Source organism: Pseudomonas allii (genome assembly GCF_055380095.1).
The window spans coordinates 1907940-1925023 of the sequence record NZ_AP039450.1 but is presented as its reverse complement, the minus strand read 5'-3'; the positions used below and the strand labels follow the sequence as shown (position 1 = coordinate 1925023).

15 protein-coding genes are annotated in these 17084 nt (G+C 60.8%); 10 read left to right on the top strand and 5 right to left on the bottom strand.

All coding sequences use genetic code 11. From position 1 onward, the window contains the following. The first annotated feature begins 78 nt into the window (after positions 1-78). Positions 79-1803: a cation:proton antiporter gene (locus ACZ445_RS08740; RefSeq protein WP_179028843.1), complete on the top strand. Its 1725-nt coding sequence runs from the start codon at positions 79-81 to the stop codon at positions 1801-1803. Here ACZ445_RS08740 and ACZ445_RS08735 read toward each other — a convergent pair. Continuing rightward, complete coding sequence (locus ACZ445_RS08735; RefSeq protein ID WP_058427996.1) at positions 1790-2998, bottom strand: ammonium transporter; 1209 nt, start codon at positions 2996-2998, stop codon at positions 1790-1792. The two genes, ACZ445_RS08740 and ACZ445_RS08735, sit on opposite strands and share 14 nt — an antisense overlap. A 347-nt stretch (positions 2999-3345) precedes the next feature. Between ACZ445_RS08735 and ACZ445_RS08730 the strand changes: the two genes are divergently transcribed. From ACZ445_RS08730 to ACZ445_RS08695, 8 genes are all read left to right on the top strand, one after another. Continuing rightward, positions 3346-3660: an ElaB/YgaM/YqjD family protein gene (locus tag ACZ445_RS08730; protein ID WP_010211812.1), complete on the top strand. Its 315-nt coding sequence runs from the start codon at positions 3346-3348 to the stop codon at positions 3658-3660. Between the two features lie 3 nt (positions 3661-3663). Continuing rightward, positions 3664-4047, top strand: coding sequence for a phage holin family protein (locus ACZ445_RS08725; protein WP_012723020.1), 384 nt, complete (start codon positions 3664-3666; stop codon positions 4045-4047). Beyond that, positions 4044-4385: a hypothetical protein gene (locus tag ACZ445_RS08720; protein WP_058427942.1), complete on the top strand. Its 342-nt coding sequence runs from the start codon at positions 4044-4046 to the stop codon at positions 4383-4385. Before ACZ445_RS08725 ends, ACZ445_RS08720 begins: the two co-directional genes overlap by 4 nt. A 94-nt stretch (positions 4386-4479) precedes the next feature. Further along, positions 4480-5643, top strand: coding sequence for an EAL domain-containing protein (locus ACZ445_RS08715; RefSeq protein WP_179028842.1), 1164 nt, complete (start codon positions 4480-4482; stop codon positions 5641-5643). A gap of 71 nt (positions 5644-5714) precedes the next feature. Continuing rightward, on the top strand, positions 5715-7046 hold the full coding sequence (locus tag ACZ445_RS08710; protein ID WP_058427944.1) for a deoxyguanosinetriphosphate triphosphohydrolase: 1332 nt from the start codon (positions 5715-5717) through the stop codon (positions 7044-7046). Positions 7047-7218: 172 nt separating this feature from the next. Next, entirely contained in the window at positions 7219-7620 is a 402-nt protein-coding gene (locus ACZ445_RS08705; protein WP_058427945.1) for a response regulator, read from the top strand. Between the two features lie 250 nt (positions 7621-7870). Further along, positions 7871-8497: a response regulator transcription factor gene (locus ACZ445_RS08700; RefSeq protein WP_058427946.1), complete on the top strand. Its 627-nt coding sequence runs from the start codon at positions 7871-7873 to the stop codon at positions 8495-8497. An 8-nt stretch (positions 8498-8505) separates the two neighbouring features. Further along, positions 8506-12141 (top strand): transporter substrate-binding domain-containing protein, encoded by a 3636-nt coding sequence (locus ACZ445_RS08695; protein WP_058427947.1) that lies wholly within the window; start codon positions 8506-8508, stop codon positions 12139-12141. Between the two features lie 24 nt (positions 12142-12165). On the opposite strand, the gene ACZ445_RS08690 is transcribed toward ACZ445_RS08695, so the two are convergent. Both ACZ445_RS08690 and ACZ445_RS08685 read right to left on the bottom strand, forming a co-directional pair. Continuing rightward, on the bottom strand, positions 12166-12648 hold the full coding sequence (locus ACZ445_RS08690; RefSeq protein ID WP_058427948.1) for a GAF domain-containing protein: 483 nt from the start codon (positions 12646-12648) through the stop codon (positions 12166-12168). Then, complete coding sequence (locus ACZ445_RS08685) at positions 12645-13535, bottom strand: ATP-binding protein (RefSeq protein ID WP_058427949.1); 891 nt, start codon at positions 13533-13535, stop codon at positions 12645-12647. The genes ACZ445_RS08690 and ACZ445_RS08685 overlap by 4 nt, the downstream gene beginning before the upstream one ends. 162 nt (positions 13536-13697) lie before the next feature. Between ACZ445_RS08685 and ACZ445_RS08680 the strand changes: the two genes are divergently transcribed. After that, positions 13698-16007 (top strand): hybrid sensor histidine kinase/response regulator, encoded by a 2310-nt coding sequence (locus tag ACZ445_RS08680; protein ID WP_058427950.1) that lies wholly within the window; start codon positions 13698-13700, stop codon positions 16005-16007. On the opposite strand, the gene ACZ445_RS08675 is transcribed toward ACZ445_RS08680, so the two are convergent. Then, positions 15961-16440, bottom strand: a complete 480-nt coding sequence (locus ACZ445_RS08675) for a MarR family winged helix-turn-helix transcriptional regulator (RefSeq protein WP_464708213.1) — start codon at positions 16438-16440, stop codon at positions 15961-15963. The two genes, ACZ445_RS08680 and ACZ445_RS08675, sit on opposite strands and share 47 nt — an antisense overlap. Then, the gene (locus tag ACZ445_RS08670; RefSeq protein WP_058427952.1) at positions 16437-16922 is read right to left on the bottom strand and encodes a glutathione peroxidase; all 486 of its coding nucleotides are present in this window, start codon (positions 16920-16922) and stop codon (positions 16437-16439) included. Before ACZ445_RS08670 ends, ACZ445_RS08675 begins: the two co-directional genes overlap by 4 nt. Between the last annotated feature and the right edge of the window lie 162 nt (positions 16923-17084).

Sequence of the window (17084 nt, the reverse complement as noted above, 5' to 3'; positions counted from 1 at the left end):
AACCCTGACCCAGGTCATCATGGCCTATAACTGTTTCAGCGATTCTCGCGGCTTTTTGCCTGCCCCCTTGCAATGGAGATGCGTGTGTTTGCCAACCTGCTGATCATTCTGGCCTCATCCCTGGTGGTGATTGCGCTGTTTCGCCGGCTGCAACTGCCGCCCGTGCTGGGCTACCTGTGCGTCGGCCTGGCCGTGGGGCCCACCGCGCTGGACTGGGTGAATGACAGCGAAGAGTTGCCCGACCTTGCCGAACTGGGCGTGGTGTTCCTGCTGTTCTCCCTGGGCCTGGAGTTTTCCCTGACCAAGATGCTCGCCCTGCGCCGCGTGGTGTTCGGCCTGGGCAGTCTGCAGGTGTTGGGCTGCGGGGCGCTGTTGGGCATCTTGTTGATGATCCTGGGGGTGGCGCCGGGTATCGCGTTGTTGCTGGGCGCAGGGCTGGCGCTGTCATCCACGGCCATCGTCAGCAAGGAGTTGACCAGCCTCGGTGAAATCTTCAGCAGCCACGGCCAGAACGCGATCGGCGTGTTGCTGTTCCAGGATGTGGTGGCGGTGCTGTTGCTGACCCTGGTACCGGTGTTTGCCGGCACCGGCGAACAAGCCTGGTACTGGGCGCTGCCACTGACCCTGGGCAAGACCGTGGTGTTGTTTGTCGGCCTGCTGCTCGCCAGCCGCTGGCTGTTGCCGCGCTTGTTCCATGAAGTCGCCGCCTCCCATTCGGCCGAGTTGTTTGTACTGCTGGCGCTGGTGATTGTGTTGCTGACCGCCTGGCTCACGCACCTGCTGGGGCTCTCCCCTGCCCTCGGCGCGTTCCTGGCCGGCATGCTGTTGGGAGAAAGCCACTACCGCCATCAGATCGAGGCGGATATCCGCCCGTTTCGCGACATCCTGCTGGGGCTGTTTTTCGTCAGTATCGGCATGCTCATCGACCTGCAACTGTTCGTCAGCCACAGCCTGTTGATCCTCGCCCTGACCCTCACCCTGATGCTGGTCAAGGGCTGTGTGGTCGCCGCGCTGGTCAAGCTGCGCGGCAGCGACAGCGAAACCGCCTGGCGCAGCGGCCTGGCGCTGGCCCAGGGCGGCGAGTTCTGCTTTGCGTTGATGGCACAGATGCAACAGAGCCGGTTGATCCCCGACGAATTCAACGGCTTGCTGCTGGCCGCCACCTTTTGCTCGATGCTACTGACACCACTGCTGCTGCGTGCGGCTCCGGGCATTGCCCTGCGCCTGCACCGCAAGCCCAACCAGCAAGTACAACTGGAAGCGATCACCGCGCTCAACGCCGAGCTGCACGGCCACGCGGTGATCTGCGGCTATGGTCGCGTCGGCCAATCCATCGGGCGCTTTCTGCGCAAGGAACAACAGGCATTCATCGCTCTGGATGACGACCCGGAACGGGTACAGGAAGCCGCCACCGAAGACAGCAGCGTGCACTACGGTGATTGCCGGCGTGGCGCCTTGCTCAGTGCGGTGGGCCTGGAACGCGCGCGGTTGGTGGTGATTGCGGTGGACAACACCGATGTCGCGCTGGTGGTGTTGAAGGAAGCACGCCGGATCAACACCGAAGTGCCGATCCTGGTGCGCACCCGCGATGACAGCCAACTGGCTGAACTGAAGGCCGCAGGCGCCAGCGAAGTGGTGCCCGAACTGCTGGAGTCAAGCCTGATGCTCGCCTCCCACGCCCTGATCCTGCTGGGCCTGCCGGACCAACAGGTGCAGGCGCGGGTTGACGATGTGCGACACAACCGCTACCGCCTGCTGCACGGTTTTTATCGCCAGGCAGACGAGCCGATCAATCCTGACTGACCGCGCCGATCTTGTGGATCGACAGGTCCGCGCCGTAATACTCCTCTTCCTGGCTCAGGCGCAGTCCGTGCACGCGCTTGATCACGCCGTACACCAGCAGGCCGCCGGCCAACGCGACCAGCACGCCAAGGGCGGTGCCGATCAACTGGCTGACCAGGCTGACACCGCCCAGGCCACCCAGTGCCGTCTGGCCGAAGATGCCGCAGGCAATGCCGCCCCACACCCCACACAGACCATGCAACGGCCACACGCCCAGCACGTCGTCGATCTTCCAGCGATCCTGGGCGGCGATAAAGAACCATACAAACAGACCACCGGCGACGGCCCCTGTGACCAGTGCGCCCACCGGGTGCATCAAGTCGGAACCCGCACAAATGGCCACCAACCCGGCCAGTGGGCCGTTATGCAGGAAGCCCGGGTCGTTGCGGCCGATGATCAAAGCCGCGACGGTGCCGCCAACCATGGCCATCAGCGAGTTGACCGCCACCAGGCCACTGACGCCATTCAACGTTTGCGCACTCATCACGTTGAAGCCAAACCAGCCGACAATCAGGATCCACGACCCCAACGCCAGGAACGGAATGCTCGACGGCGCGAACGCCACCAGGCGCCCTTCACGGTAGCGCCCGTTGCGCGGGCCCAGCAGCAACACCGCCGCCAGCGCCAGCCAGCCGCCCATGGCGTGGACCACCACGGAGCCGGCGAAATCATGGAAGCTGGCGCCAAAGGTCGCAAGCAGCCAGGCCTGCAGGCCGAAATTGCCGTTCCACACCATGCCCTCAAAAAACGGGTAGATAAACGCCACGATCAAAGCGGTCGCGCAAAGCTGCGGCGCAAACCGTGCCCGCTCGGCAATGCCCCCGGAAATGATCGCCGGGATCGCCGCCGCAAAGGTCAGCAGGAAGAAGAACTTCACCAGGCCGTAGCCATGGTCGGCGCTGATCACCGCCGCCGGTTGCATGAAGCTCACCCCGTAGGAGATCCAATAGCCTATAAAGAAATAGGCCAGTGTGGAGATGGCGAAGTCGCTGAGGATCTTCGACAAGGCGTTGACCTGGTTCTTCTGGCGCACCGTGCCGACTTCGAGGAACGCGAAGCCGGCGTGCATGGCCAGGACCATGACCGCGCCGATCAGGATAAACAAGGTATTGGAGCTGTGGATCAGGGTGTCCACCGCACTTTGCACATTTTCCATGGAGGTTGGCAGGCCTGCAGTAAAGGCAAAAAGCACCAAAACGGTTCATGCCTGGGTTGCGCGCACTATATTGGAACCACCGGTCCCACCCCCTCTTCAGAGGGCGTGAACCGATTTAGCGCAGCGATCAACGCAACAGGTCGTTGCCGACAGGGTTTTTCCGCGAGTTTCAGTTGTTTAGGGTAAGGTTTTTCAAGGCTTCCTGCCCGACCGCCCGGATTCAGCGCAGGCACCAAGGCCTGCGCACCAAGGCAAAGCAAAAGCTGTACCACACAATTGCACTGAACCTTCACCGACGCCGGTGACTCGAAACCACTAGTACAAAACAGCCCATCACGGAGATACCCATGGCCAGAAGAACTGCAAAGACTGCTCAAGAAATACTGATGGCGGATTTTCAAACCCTGGTCAGCGACACCGAAAAGTTGCTGGATGACACCAAGGTGCTGGCAGGTGACCAGGCCGATGAGCTGCGCAGCAAGATCCACGAAAGCCTGCTCAAGGCCCGCGAAACCCTGCAACTGACCGAAGACTCCCTGCGCGAACGTGGCCAGGCGGCGGTCACTGCGACTGAAGATTACGTTCAAGCCAACCCTTGGCAGTCGGTGGGCATTGCCGCCGGCGTGGGCTTTCTGATCGGCCTGCTGGCCACAAGGCGCTAAATCATGTCTATCGGCGAAACTGGCTCGTCCACGGGCACTACCTCAAGGCGTCTGGGCGCGGCCGTGCTGGGCTTGCTGCACAGCCACGTCGAGTTGTTTGGCATCGAATTGCAGGAACAGAAGGCCCGCACCGTCAGCCTGCTGCTGTTTGCCGGCCTGGCATTGGTGTTTGCACTGCTGTTGCTGGTGGGGCTGTCGACGCTGGTGATGATCCTGGTGTGGGACACCGGCTACCGCCTGACCGGGATTATCTGCCTCTGCGTGTTCTACAGCCTGGCCGCAGCCTTTTGCGGGGTGCGCTTGAAAGCGGCGGTGTTCGATGAATCCACGCCGTTCCACGCCACCCTCGAAGAACTGGCCAATGATCGGGAGCGTTTGCTGCCATGAGCCTGACTGAAATGCCAAAAAACACGTCACGGCGGGAAATGCGCAAGGCGTTGATCCGCCTGCGCATGGAAATGCACCGTCAGGAAATCCGCCACGAGTCCCAACAATTGATGCTGCCGTTGAACAAGGTGCGCAACCTGGGCAGTCACTGGCAAGACAGCCTGGGCATCAAGCACGCGCCGCTGTGGGGCGTGGCTGCGGTGACGCTGATGGGCTTTTTTACCGGCAAAGGCGCCAAGGGCGGCGGTATCAGCAGCCTGACGCGCCTGGTGCGTCTGGGTGCCGGGTTGATCCCGCTGATCAAATTGGCCATGCAGGGCACTTCGCGCAAAAGTTGAGCCTGGCTGGCTGCATTCTTGCTAACAGAATCGGCCCGGCCCTCGTTTTCGAGGGCCGGGCCTTTTTTTCAGCCACCTCGCTTAAGGAGGCCCCGTGATCGACGGGCAACCGCTCGCCTGCTTCCAGCCGTTTATCGATACCGCCACCGGCCGCATCGCCGGCGTCGAGGCCCTCGGCCGACTGCGCCAGGCCGACGGGCGCCTGCAATCGGTGGGGCCGCTGTTCGCCGACCCACGCACCCCGGGTGTGACCTTGCGCCGTCTCGACCGGCAGATTCGCGACAATGCCCTGAGCCGCTTGCATGAAGCGCCCGCCGACTGGTTCCTGAGCCTGAACATCTCGCCGCGCTGGATCAACCGCCTGCGTCCGGGCCAAGCCCTGCCGAGCCTGAAACAGATTCATAGCCATGGTGTCGACCCGCAGCGGATCGTGTTCGAGATCACTGAACTGGGTGGCGACATCCAACGCCTGGCTGACGTGGTCGCGCGTTACCGCGAGGCCGGTGCGCGTATCGCCATCGATGACTTCGGCGCCGGCTATTCCCAGCTCGACCGGGTGCTGGCATTGCAACCAGACATTCTCAAGCTGGACATGCGCCTGTTCCAGGAAGCCGCCCGCGGCGGGCCGAGCAGCGAAGTGGTGCGAGCCCTGGCGCAGATGGCCGAGAAAACCGGCTGCTGGATCATTGCCGAAGGCGTGGAAACCGAAGCACAGTTGAGCTTCGCCCTGGAGTGCGGCTCGCGTTATGTGCAGGGCTATCTGTTTGCCCAGGCACAGTTGGACTGGTTTGCCGCCGACGCCTTCGTGCCGCGTTTTGCAGAGTTGCGCACGGCCTACGTTCAGCAAAAACTGGCGGAACGCGGGCGCATCATGCACTTGCGCCAGCAATTGGCCGAGTTGATGAAAATCCTGCAAACCTGGGCCCAGGCACAGGCGCCGCTGAGCCAGTTGCCCCAACTGCCGGCTTTCCCCTGGCTGCTGCGCTTCTACCAATGCGACCGACACGGCACCCAGCTGACGCCCAACTTCGAATGGCGCCAGGACGCCTGGCAGGCCGACAGCCTTTATCTGGGCCATAACTGGTCGTGGCGCCCGTATTTCTATCACCTGTTGGCCGAGGGGTGGGACGAGCGCCGTCTGACCCTCTCCTCGACCTACCGCGACGCGACCACCAACCAGTATTGCCTCACCGCCGGACAATTCTTCGATAACGGTCAGCGTTTGCTGTTAATCGATATCGACGCGGCCGGGCTGTAGATTTTCGCTTGCCCAGCCCGCGCTGAACCGGGAAGCTGGGAGGGTCATTCACCGCACGGAGAGTACCCGCCTTGGATTGGCCCACCCTGCTGACTCGCGAACGTCTAGGTAAACCGCTGCACAGCCCGGAAGAACTGGGCCGTAGCCCGTTCCACAAAGACCATGACCGTATTATCTTCTCCGGCGCATTTCGCCGCCTGGGCCGCAAGACCCAAGTGCACCCGGTCTCCAGCAACGACCACATCCACACACGCCTGACCCATTCCCTGGAAGTCAGCTGCGTAGGCCGCTCTCTCGGCATGCGCGTCGGCGAAACCCTGCGCAGCGCCCTGCCCGACTGGTGCGACCCGAGCGACCTGGGCATGGTGGTGCAATCGGCCTGCCTGGCCCATGACATCGGCAACCCGCCGTTCGGACACTCCGGCGAAGACGCCATCCGCCATTGGTTCCAGCAGGCCGCAGGCCGCGGTTGGCTGGATGACATGAGCAGCGCCGAGCGTAATGACTTCCTCAATTTCGAAGGCAACGCCCAAGGCTTCCGCGTGCTCACCCAACTTGAGTACCACCAGTTCGACGGCGGCACGCGGTTGACCTACGCCACCCTGGGCACTTACCTGAAATACCCTTGGACCGCCCGCCACGCCGACTCCCTGGGCTACAAGAAACACAAGTTCGGCTGTTACCAGAGTGAATTGCCGATCCTCGAGCAGATCGCCCACAAGCTCGGCCTGCCGCAACTCGAGGAACAGCGCTGGGCCCGGCATCCGCTGGTGTACCTGATGGAGGCAGCAGATGACATCTGCTATGCCTTGATCGACCTGGAAGACGGCCTGGAAATGGAGTTGCTGGAGTACACCGAGGTCGAATCGCTGCTGCTGGACCTGGTCGGCGATGACCTGCCGCAGACCTATCGTCAACTCGGCGCGCAGGACTCCCGGCGGCGCAAGTTGGCGATCCTGCGGGGCAAGGCTATCGAACACCTGACCAACGCCGCCGCGCGGGCCTTTGTCGAACAACAGGATGCCTTGCTCGCCGGCACCCTGCCCGGCGACCTGGTGGAGCACATGCATGGCCCGGCCAAGCGTTGCGTGCTGGACGCCAAGGACATGGCACGCAAGAAGATCTTCCAGGACAAGCGCAAGACATTGCATGAAATCGGCGCCTACACCACCTTGGAAATTCTGCTGAACGCCTTTTGCGGTGCAGCCCTGGAGCAGCATGGCGGGCGTACGCCGTCGTTCAAGAATCGGCGCATTCTCGACCTGCTGGGTAACAACGCGCCGAACCCCCAATGGCCTTTGCACGCCTCGTTCCTGCGCATGATCGACTTCATCGCCGGCATGACCGACAGCTATGCCACCGAAATGGCCCGGGAAATGACCGGGCGTTCCAGCCCCCAATGACGAGCACGTTCAAGCCGCCTGTTGCCCGAAAGGAATCGACCTACGAAGGGAACAGAGCGGCCTGATCGAATTCGCACAAGCACCCGATGAATAATCACGCACGCTCCGGGCGACCCAGGCGAACTGTTCCTACGCGCCCTCCATCGACGCTTGACTCACCGTGTGCCCCCCAATGCCCAGTTATCCGCTTCGTATCCTGCTGGTGGAGGATCATCCCTTTCAACTCCTCGCCACCCAGTGCCTGCTCAGAAGCTTCGGCTTCGCACGGGTGACCCCGGCCGAGAACGCCGAACAGGCTATCTGTTTGATGTCGCGGGCCGAGATGCCCTTCGACATCATCCTGTGCGATCAATGCCTGCCCGACCTGCCGGGACTCGAGCTGATTGAAATCGCCAGTCGCCGACGCTTTACCACAACTGCCATCCTCCTGAGCGGGCTGCCCGCGACAGAACTCGCCGCCCTGATAGCCCAAGCGGTGGACCGTGGCCTGCCATTGCTTGGCTATTTGTCAAAGCCGCTCAACAGAGATGAGCTGGCGCGTTTGATCTGCCCCTTACTCAGGTCACACATGTAGGATTTTAAACGTCAGGCCCAGAAGAAAAAGCTGTGTACCGAGCCAGCTAATTCCATAGCGGCAACATTTAATTCATTCATCTCACAAGTACTGGCATATCACTTCGCACAGCCTGAGCAACAGGTAGGTCTTTACCTTTTTTAATGTAGGAATTTTCCTGTTTTATATCTACTCACCCCTGAGCTCATGCTCCCGGCTCCCCTTCTGAGCTAATGTGCCCGCTTTATTTGCACTTGCACGGAATGTGATCATGAACTCAGTTTTTATTATCGATGACCACCCGGTTATACGGCTTGCCATCCGAATGTTGTTGGAACACGAAGGTTACAAAGTGGTGGGAGAAACGGACAACGGATGCGATGCCATACAAATGGTCCGCGAATGCTTGCCTGACCTCATCATCCTCGATATCAGCATCCCCAAGCTCGACGGGCTCGAGGTGCTCTGCCGGTTCAACGCCATGAACACGCAGATGAAAACCCTGATTCTGACGGCCCAGTCCCCCACCTTGTTCGCCACACGCTGCATGCGCTCGGGCGCCGACGGCTACGTATGCAAGGAAGGCGACCTGAGCGAATTGCTGAGCGCCATCCGTGCGGTGTTGTCCGGCTACAACTACTTCCCCAGCCAGGCGCTGAACAGCAGCGGTACGGACGGCGTCGAATCCCAGGAACTTGAACTGTTCAAGAACGTCAACGACCGCGAACTTATGGTTTTGCAACTTTTTGCACAAGGCCGCACCAATAAGGAAATTGCGAAAGGTATGTTTCTGAGCAACAAAACAGTAAGCACTTACAAAAAGAGGCTGATGCAAAAACTTCAAGCCAAATCCTTGGTAGAACTTATCGAGATGGCAAAACGAAACGCGCTAGTGTGAGAAAGCGGATGCCCAGGCGTATAAAGGACTATCTGATTATATTGAGTGCCGGTTTGTGCTTCAGCACCGCCGTGCTCGCGAACCATCAAACGGGCCCGGAACATTTCACCTTGTTGAGCCGTGCAGGCGCCGTTCAACTGGAAACAAACCTTAACAAGACCCAGCGCCAATGGCTGCAAAACAAGCGCGAACTGGTGTTGGGCACTGCGGCCCCTGACTATCCTCCGTTCGACCTCACGTCCAGCGGTCGCGACTACGAAGGACTTACCGCTGATTACGCCGGCCTGTTGGCCAAGGCGCTGGCCTTGCCAGTGAAAGTACTGCGCTACCCTTCCCGTGAAGCGGCCATCCGCGCGCTTGAAACCGGGGATATCGATCTACTGGGCTCTTCCAACGGCTTCGAGGCGGCGAACCCGAACCTCACGCTGTCCGAACCCTATGCCGTCGACCAACCGGTGCTGGTCACCCGCGAAGGTGAAACCCGCAGCCTGAACGATGGCCTGGCCGGCATGCGCCTGGCCCTGGTCTACCACTACCTGCCCCTGGACGAAGTGGAAAAGCTGTACCCCCAGGCAATCATCCGTGCCTACCCCTCTTATCAAAATGCCCTGAATGCGGTGGCGTTCGACCAGGCTGACGTGTTCCTCGGCGATACCATTTCCACCCATTACATGATCAACAAGGGCTACCTGAAGAACATCCGCATGGCCAACTTCGGTAAACACGAAGCCTACGGGTTCAGCTTTGCCATGCCCCAACATCAGCGCACCCTCTTGAGTATTGTTGACGCGGTTCTGACCACCGTGCCCATGAACGAACGGGAAATGATCGCCAAGCGCTGGAGCGCCGGCAGCGACATCTTGCTGTCCGACCAGAAGCTGCAACTGACCCAACGTGAAGAGCGCTGGTTGAAAGACCATCCGGTAGTCAAGGTGGTCGTGAATGAAACCTTCGCACCCCTGACCTTTTTTGATGCCGATGGCAACTTTCGCGGCATCACCGCCGACCTGCTGGAGTTGGTCCGCCTGCGCACCGGGCTGCGCTTCGAGATCCAGCGCGAACGCGACGTCAACGCAATGATCGAGCAGGTGGACACCGGCAAGGCCGACATCATCGGGGCCATCGTGCCCAGCGCCGAGCGGGAGGCGCAACTGAACTTCAGCCGGCCCTACCTGGAAAACTCCTATGTCCTGCTGACACGCAAAGAACCCAATGCACCCTCGAACCTGGAGCAGATGGCCGGCAAACGCCTGGCAATCACGCCGGGCAACCCTCTGGAGGCTATCCTTCGTCGCGACTTTCCCCAGGTCCAACTGGTCAAAGCCAGCGACACCTTCAAGGCTTCGGAACTGTTGGCCCAGGGACACGTGGAAGGCGCGGTGAACTCCCTGGTGGTCGCCAACTACTTCCTGTCGTCCCAGGTGTTCCAGGACAAGCTGCAGATGAGTACGAGCATCGGCACCTTCCCGGCCATGTTTGCCCTGGCCACATCGCGCAGTGCCACCGAACTCAGCTCGATCCTCGACAAGGCCTTGTTGAGCATCGCCCCGGATGAACTGGGGGTGATCAACAGCCGCTGGCGGGGCTACACCGCCGCCTCCGACAGCTACTGGCGCGACTACCACCAACTGATAGCCCGCATCATCATCGGCACCGGGCTGTTACTGCTGATCTCCCTGGCCTGGAACGCCTACATGCGCCGTCAGATCAAGCACCGCAAGATGGCCGAGCGGGCCCTCAACGATCAGTTCGAATTCATGCGCGCCCTGGTCAACGAAACCCCGCACCCCATCTATGTGCGTGATCGCAAAGGCCTGCTGCAGACATGCAACGACAGCTACCTGCAAGTGTTCGACGTCAAGCGTGAGGACGTGATCGGCAAAAGTGCCCTGCAAATGAGCAAAGCCCTGGAGACGGACGCGGAGCAGTACCATGCCGACTACCAGCGGGTAATGGCCGAAGGCAACCCGCTGATCCTGGACCGCACCCTGCATATTCGCGGGAAGAAACTGACGATCTATCACTGGATTCTGCCCTACCGCGACTCTACCGGGGAGGTGCAGGGGATCATCGGTGGCTGGATTGACATCAGCGAGCGCCGCCAATTGTTCGATGAGATCCGCGCGGCCAAAGAGCGCGCCGACGAAGCCAATCGGGCCAAGAGCACGTTCCTCGCGACCATGAGCCATGAAATACGCACGCCGATGAACGCGGTGATCGGCATGCTGGAGCTGACCCTCAAACGCGCCGACCATGGCCACCTGGATCGCCCGGCCATCGAAGTCGCGTACAACTCGGCCAAGGACCTGCTGGAGCTGATCGGCGATATCCTGGACATCGCACGTATCGAATCCGGCCGCCTGAGCCTGGCGCCAGAACGGGTCAACCTGCGCGAGGTGATCGAGTCGGTGGTGCGTGTCTTCGACGGCCTGGCGCGCCAGAAAACCCTCAGCCTGTCCCTTGAGTTCAAACCCGAACAGGACGACACCGAAGTCCTGATCGACCCGCTGCGCTTCAAGCAGGTGCTGTCGAACCTGATCAGCAATGCCATCAAGTTCACCGAACGTGGCCAGGTAAAAATCCGCGTCGACGTATTGCCCACCGAACGGGCGCAACAGGTCGAGATGAAGCTGGTGGTGGAGGATACCGGGATAGGTATCAGCCGCGATGACCAGAAACGCCTGTTCGAACCCTTTGCCCAAGCCGACAATTCCGGGCAGCTCGCCAGGAGCGGCGCGGGCCTGGGGCTGGTAATCTGCCGCAGCCTGTGCGCAATGATGGGTGGAGAGCTGAGCCTGAGCAGTGTGCCCATGGTGGGCACCCAGGTGCATGTCAACCTGCGAATGCCGCGACTGCAGCCGGAACAGGCAGCCGATGAACAGAAACCCGAGAAGCCCGCAACCACGCCGGTACTCAATGTGTTGGTGGTGGACGACCATCCCGCCAACCGCCTGCTGATGTGCCAGCAACTGGGCTACCTGGGCCACCAGTTCACCGCAGCCCAGAATGGCGCAGCCGGTTTCCAGGCATGGCGCCAGGAACGCTTCGACCTGGTCATCGCCGACTGCAACATGCCCATCATGAATGGCTACGAGTTGAGTCGTTCGATCCGCGAATACGAACAGCGCGAGCAACTGGCACCGTGCGTGGTGCTTGGGTTTACCGCCAATGCACAGCCTGAAGAGAAACAACGCTGTGCCCAGGCCGGCATGAACGATTGCCTGTTCAAACCCATCAGCCTCACGACCCTGGAGCGGCAACTGGCGCAGATCGCCCCTCAAACAGTGGACTTGCACCTGGACCTTGGCAACTTCGAGGCGTTGACCGGCGGCGATCCACAGTTGAATGGGCGACTGCTGGAGGAGCTGTTGAGCAGCAGCCGGAATGATCGCCAGGCACTGACCGCGCTGATAACCGCACACGCCCCGCTTCAGGAAATCATTGAGCAGGCCCACAAGATCAAGGGTGCCGCCCGTATTGTTCAGGCGGCCTCATTGGCCGGGCAGTGCGAAACCCTCGAACAGGCGTGCGCCCGTGGCGATGACTGGGCGTTAATTGAGGCGGGTGCGAAAACGCTGGAAAAGTTCATGCTGGAACTGGAGCGGTTGCTGCAAGTGCAGCTCCACAGCCCGGAGGGTCAGTAAGGGGCATTGCTGCCCCTTGCGTGATCAGCAGTCGGTCAGACGCAGGAAAATCGCCGCCAGCTGTTCAATGCCCGCCTGGTCCTGGAGCGTAAAGCGTGCGAGCGACGGGCTGTCGAGGTCAAGAACGCCAACCAGCTTGCCGTCCTTGACCAAAGGCACCACCAGCTCACTGTTCGATGCGCTGTCGCAGGCAATGTGCCCGGGGAACGCATGCACATCCTCCACCCGCTGGGTCTGCCGCGTCGCGGCAGCCGCCCCGCAGACCCCGCGCCCAAAGGGAATGCGCACACAGGCGATCTGGCCCTGGAACGGTCCGAGCACCAGCTCTTCGTTACGGTTCAGATAGAAGCCGGCCCAGTTCAAGTCGTCCAGTTGATTGAACAGGAACGCGGAGAACTGCGCACTGTTGGCGATGAAGTCGCGCTCATCGGCCAGCAGCGACTCCAGTTGCGCGCAGAGCATCGCATAGCCATCCAGGCCGGTGCCTGCGCTGTGTAGATCGATCATGGTTGAAGCTCCAACAATTTAAGGCCTACCCAGTAACGGGCAAATTGGTACGCGCAACGGCCGTTGCGGTTGCCGCGACCGGTCGCCCAGCGTACGGCGAGGATGTCGAGGGCTTCATCGCGCTGCCATTGCAAACCGGCCTTGCTCGCCAGCTCGCCGATCCAGTGCTCCACCACATCCAGGAAATGCTCCTGGGTAAACGGATAGAACGACAGCCACAGGCCAAAACGGTCGGACAAGGCAATCTTGTCTTCCACCGCTTCGCTGGGGTGCAGCTCGCCATCCACGCGTTTCCAGTTGTCATTGTCGCTCTGGTTCTCCGGGACCAGATGACGGCGGTTGGAGGTCGCGTACAGCAGCACGTTTTCCGGAGCCTGTTCGAGGGAGCCGTCCAGCACGCTTTTCAGCACGCGGTAATCGCCTTCGCCGGCCTCGAACGACAGGTCATCGCAGAACAGGATAAAGCGCTGCGGCAACTTGAGCAGTTGCTCGACCACACGCGGCAGATCAGCGAGATGGTCGCGCTCGATTTCAATCAGGCGCAGGCCCGCCTTGGCATGCTGGGCCAGCAACGCGCGCACCATGGACGATTTACCGGTGCCACGTGACCCCCACAGCAGTGCATGGTTGGCGGGCAGGCCATCGATGAATTGCTGGGTATTGCGCGCCAGTGTTTCACGTTGCTTGTCCACGCCAATCAGGTCGGACAGGCGCATGTCCAGGCTCACATCCAACGGCAGCAGATAACCACTGCGACCTTCACGCTGCCAGCGCGCAGCCAGGCACTGGTTCCAATCGATGGCTTGGCGCGGCGCGGGCAACAACGGCTCCAAGCGGGCGAGCACGGTTTCAGCCCGTTCAAGAAAGGCATTCAATCGAGAGTCCACGATTATTCCTCTGGCAAGTTCTTGCAAAAGATGGCGTATTGGCAACCCTGCGGCAGACCGCACGAGGCTCCGTAAAAACGATTCATGCCGGGCAAGCCAGAGCTTGTGGATGTTCAGCTATGCTTGCCGGGCGAAGGGAAACGTGAAGTGGTTCAACACTCGATGGATATCAAGTTCGCCCACCGCTTGTCTTATAAACAAGCCAGATTGACTGTGCTGGTCGGTTTCGTCTTGGGAACCTTGCTCAGCCTGATCCAAATCGGTATTGATTATGCCAGCGAAGACGCATCCATCAACCGTGAAATTCGCTCGCTGATTGAAATCAGCCACAACCCCGCGTCACGCATCGCCTACAACATCGACGCCGAACTGGCCCAGGAACTGACCCTGGGCCTGTTGCACTCCCCCGCCATCGTTCACGCCCAGTTGATCGACAACAACGGCGTGGTGCTGGCCGATGTCGACCGCCCGCGTAAAGAAAGCACCTACCGTCCAATCAGCGACTTCCTGTTCGGTGCCAACCGTCAGTTTGAGGACCGGCTGTTCCTCAGTCACATGCCCAACGAATCCCTTGGCGTGCTGCGCCTGGATGTGGACACCTACGCCTTTGGCAGCCGCTTTCTGCGCCGTGCCGAGATCACGCTACTCAACGGCTTCGCCCGCAGCCTGTTGCTGACCGGCATCTTGCTGGGCTTGTTCTACGTGATGTTGACCCAGCCGTTGGTGCGTATCATCCGCGAGCTGAGCAATCGCCGGCAGGCCCGCCTGGACTGCCCGCCGGGCCACGAGCACGACGAGATCGGCGTGCTGGTGAACGTTGCTAACCAGCAGTTCGAGAACATGGAGACGGAGATCCAGCAACGCCGTCACGCTGAAGATCGGCTGACCGAGTACCTGGGGCAACTGGAAGACATCGTCTCCGCCCGCACCCTGGAGCTCAAGGCCAGCAACCAGCGGCTGAGCCAGTCCAACGACGAACTGGAAGCCGCAAAGATGCACGCACTGGGCATGGCTCAGGCGCGGGCGGCCTTCCTGGCCAACATGAGCCACGAGATTCGCACCCCGCTCAATGGCCTGCTGGGGATGATCGCGCTGTCGCTGGACAGCCCACTCAATGCCGAGCAACGCCAGCAACTGTCCATCGCCCATGATTCGGGCAAGGTGCTGGTGGAGCTGCTCAACGATATCCTCGACCTGTCCAAGTTCGACGCTGGTCAGTTGGAGCTGGAGCGCATCCCGTTCGATTTGGGCTCACTGGTGGAAGACACCGCCAACTTGCTGTCGCAGAACGCGGCGCCGAGCGTCGAACTGACCTGCCTGATCGACCCGCAGTTTCCCGCCCAGGTCTTGGGTGACCCGACCCGCGTGCGGCAAATCGTCAGTAACCTGCTGTCCAACGCCTTGAAATTCACCCGCTTCGGCCGTGTGGATGTTCGCCTCAGCGCGCAGGAGGGCCGGGTACGTATCGAGGTGTGTGATACCGGCATCGGCATTGCGCAGGAAGCCCAGGTAAAAATCTTCCAACCCTTTACCCAGGCCGGTGCCGGCATCACCCGTCAGTTTGGCGGCACCGGCCTGGGCCTGGCGTTGACGCACAACCTGTGTGAAGCCATGCAGGGCCGCTTGAGCATCAGCTCGGAGGTGGGCTTCGGCAGCCAGTTTTGCGCCGACCTGCCATTGCCGATCCACTTGCCTGCGGTGCAACCGACACCGCTCAAGGGTGACGTCATCGCCATTACCAGTGCCGGCAGTGGCCTGACAGAGCTGCTCACCACCCTGCTGCCCCACTGGGGGCTGACACCACGCTGCTACACGCAAGACGATGACTTGAGCGGGCAAGCCCCGGACCTGCTGATCACCGACTGCCCCGAATGCCTTTTCCGCCTGCGCCCCGCCATTAGCGCACCCATCCTGCTGGTGACCGCCTATGGCAATTTCATGCCCAGCGAAGAAGTCGCGGCACTGGCGCCGTTGCAGCAACAGGCGCGCCCGTTGAGCCGCAACGCGCTGTATCAGATCCTGCAACGTAACCTGCGCAGCGAAGCGCAACTGATCCTCGACCCGATCCAGATGGACGCCGCGCCCCTGATGCACCGGGCGCGCATCCTGCTGGTGGAGGACAACCCGGTCAACCAACTGGTGGCTAAGGGCATGCTCAGCAAACTGGGGTGTGAGGTGATCGTGGCCGCCCACGGTGGCGAAGCACTCAGGCTGCTTGAGGAACAGCACTTCGATATGGTGCTGATGGACTGCAATATGCCAGTGATGGATGGCTACGAGGCCAGCCGGCAGATTCGTCGCAGCGGGCGCTGGCCGGACCTGCCGATTGTCGCGCTGACCGCCAACGCCCTGTCGGAAGAACGCGAGCGTTGCCGGGCCGCAGGCATGAATGACTACCTGGCCAAGCCGTTTCGCCGCGAGGAGCTCAGCGGCTTGCTGGATCTGTGGGTGCCGAAGGCGACAAATCTCTGATCTGCCGGAGCAGCTGGTCCAGGCCATCGCGCAACGTGTCAGCCTGGTTCAGGTCTATGCCGCTATCGCACAGCAGCCGGGTTTTCAGGCCATAGGCCTGGTCGCGCAGTTGCACACCGCTTTCGCTCAGGCTCAGGTGCACTTCGCGCTCATCCCTGGCGCTGCGTTGACGCCTCACCCAGCCGAGCTGCTCAAGGCGTTTGAGCAGCGGCGTGAGCGTGCCAGAGTCGAGCATCAGGCGTTCGCCCAAGGCCTTGACCGTGGGGTGCGCCGGCATTGCGGCATGCCACTCCCATAGCACCAGCATCACCAGGTACTGCGGGTAGGTCAGGCCCAGCTGATCCAGCATCGGCTTGTAGGCACGGGTCACCGCCCGCGATGCTGCGTAGAGCTTGAAGCACAGTTGATGGTCGAGCGCCAGGGAGACGGTCATTTGAGCAGGGCTTCAATCTCTTGGGTCAGGTCCTGCGGCTTGGTGGTCGGGGCAAAACGCTTGACCACCTGGCCGTCACGGCCAATGAGGAACTTGGTGAAGTTCCACTTGATCCCCTTGGAACCCAGCAGGCCCGGTGCCTGCTTTTTCAGCTGTACGAACAAAGGGTGGGCGTCGCTGCCATTCACGTCGATCTTTTTGAACAGCGGGAAGCTGACACCAAAATTCAGCTCGCAGAATTCGGAAATCGCGCCTTCGTTACCGGGCTCTTGTTTGCCGAACTGGTTGCAAGGAAACCCCAATACCACCAAACCCTGGTCCTTGTACTGCTGCCAGAGTTGCTCCAGGCCTTTGTACTGTGGGGTGAAGCCGCACTTGCTCGCCGTGTTGACCACGAGAATGGCCTTGCCGGCGAAATCGGCCAAGGTCTTTTGCTCACCCTTGATGGTGGTGCAAGGGATGCTCAGCAGGTTGTTGCTCATGGCAGTGCCTCGATTGGGGGGAAGAAGGAAAAAGATAGTATGCAATTAAATTGCACTCAATTTAATTGGCGAAATTGATATCTCGCTATCACCCCTACCTTGTAGGAGCCCGGCTTGCCGGCGATAGCGTCCGTGAGATCGCCATCGCCAGTAATCCGGTCT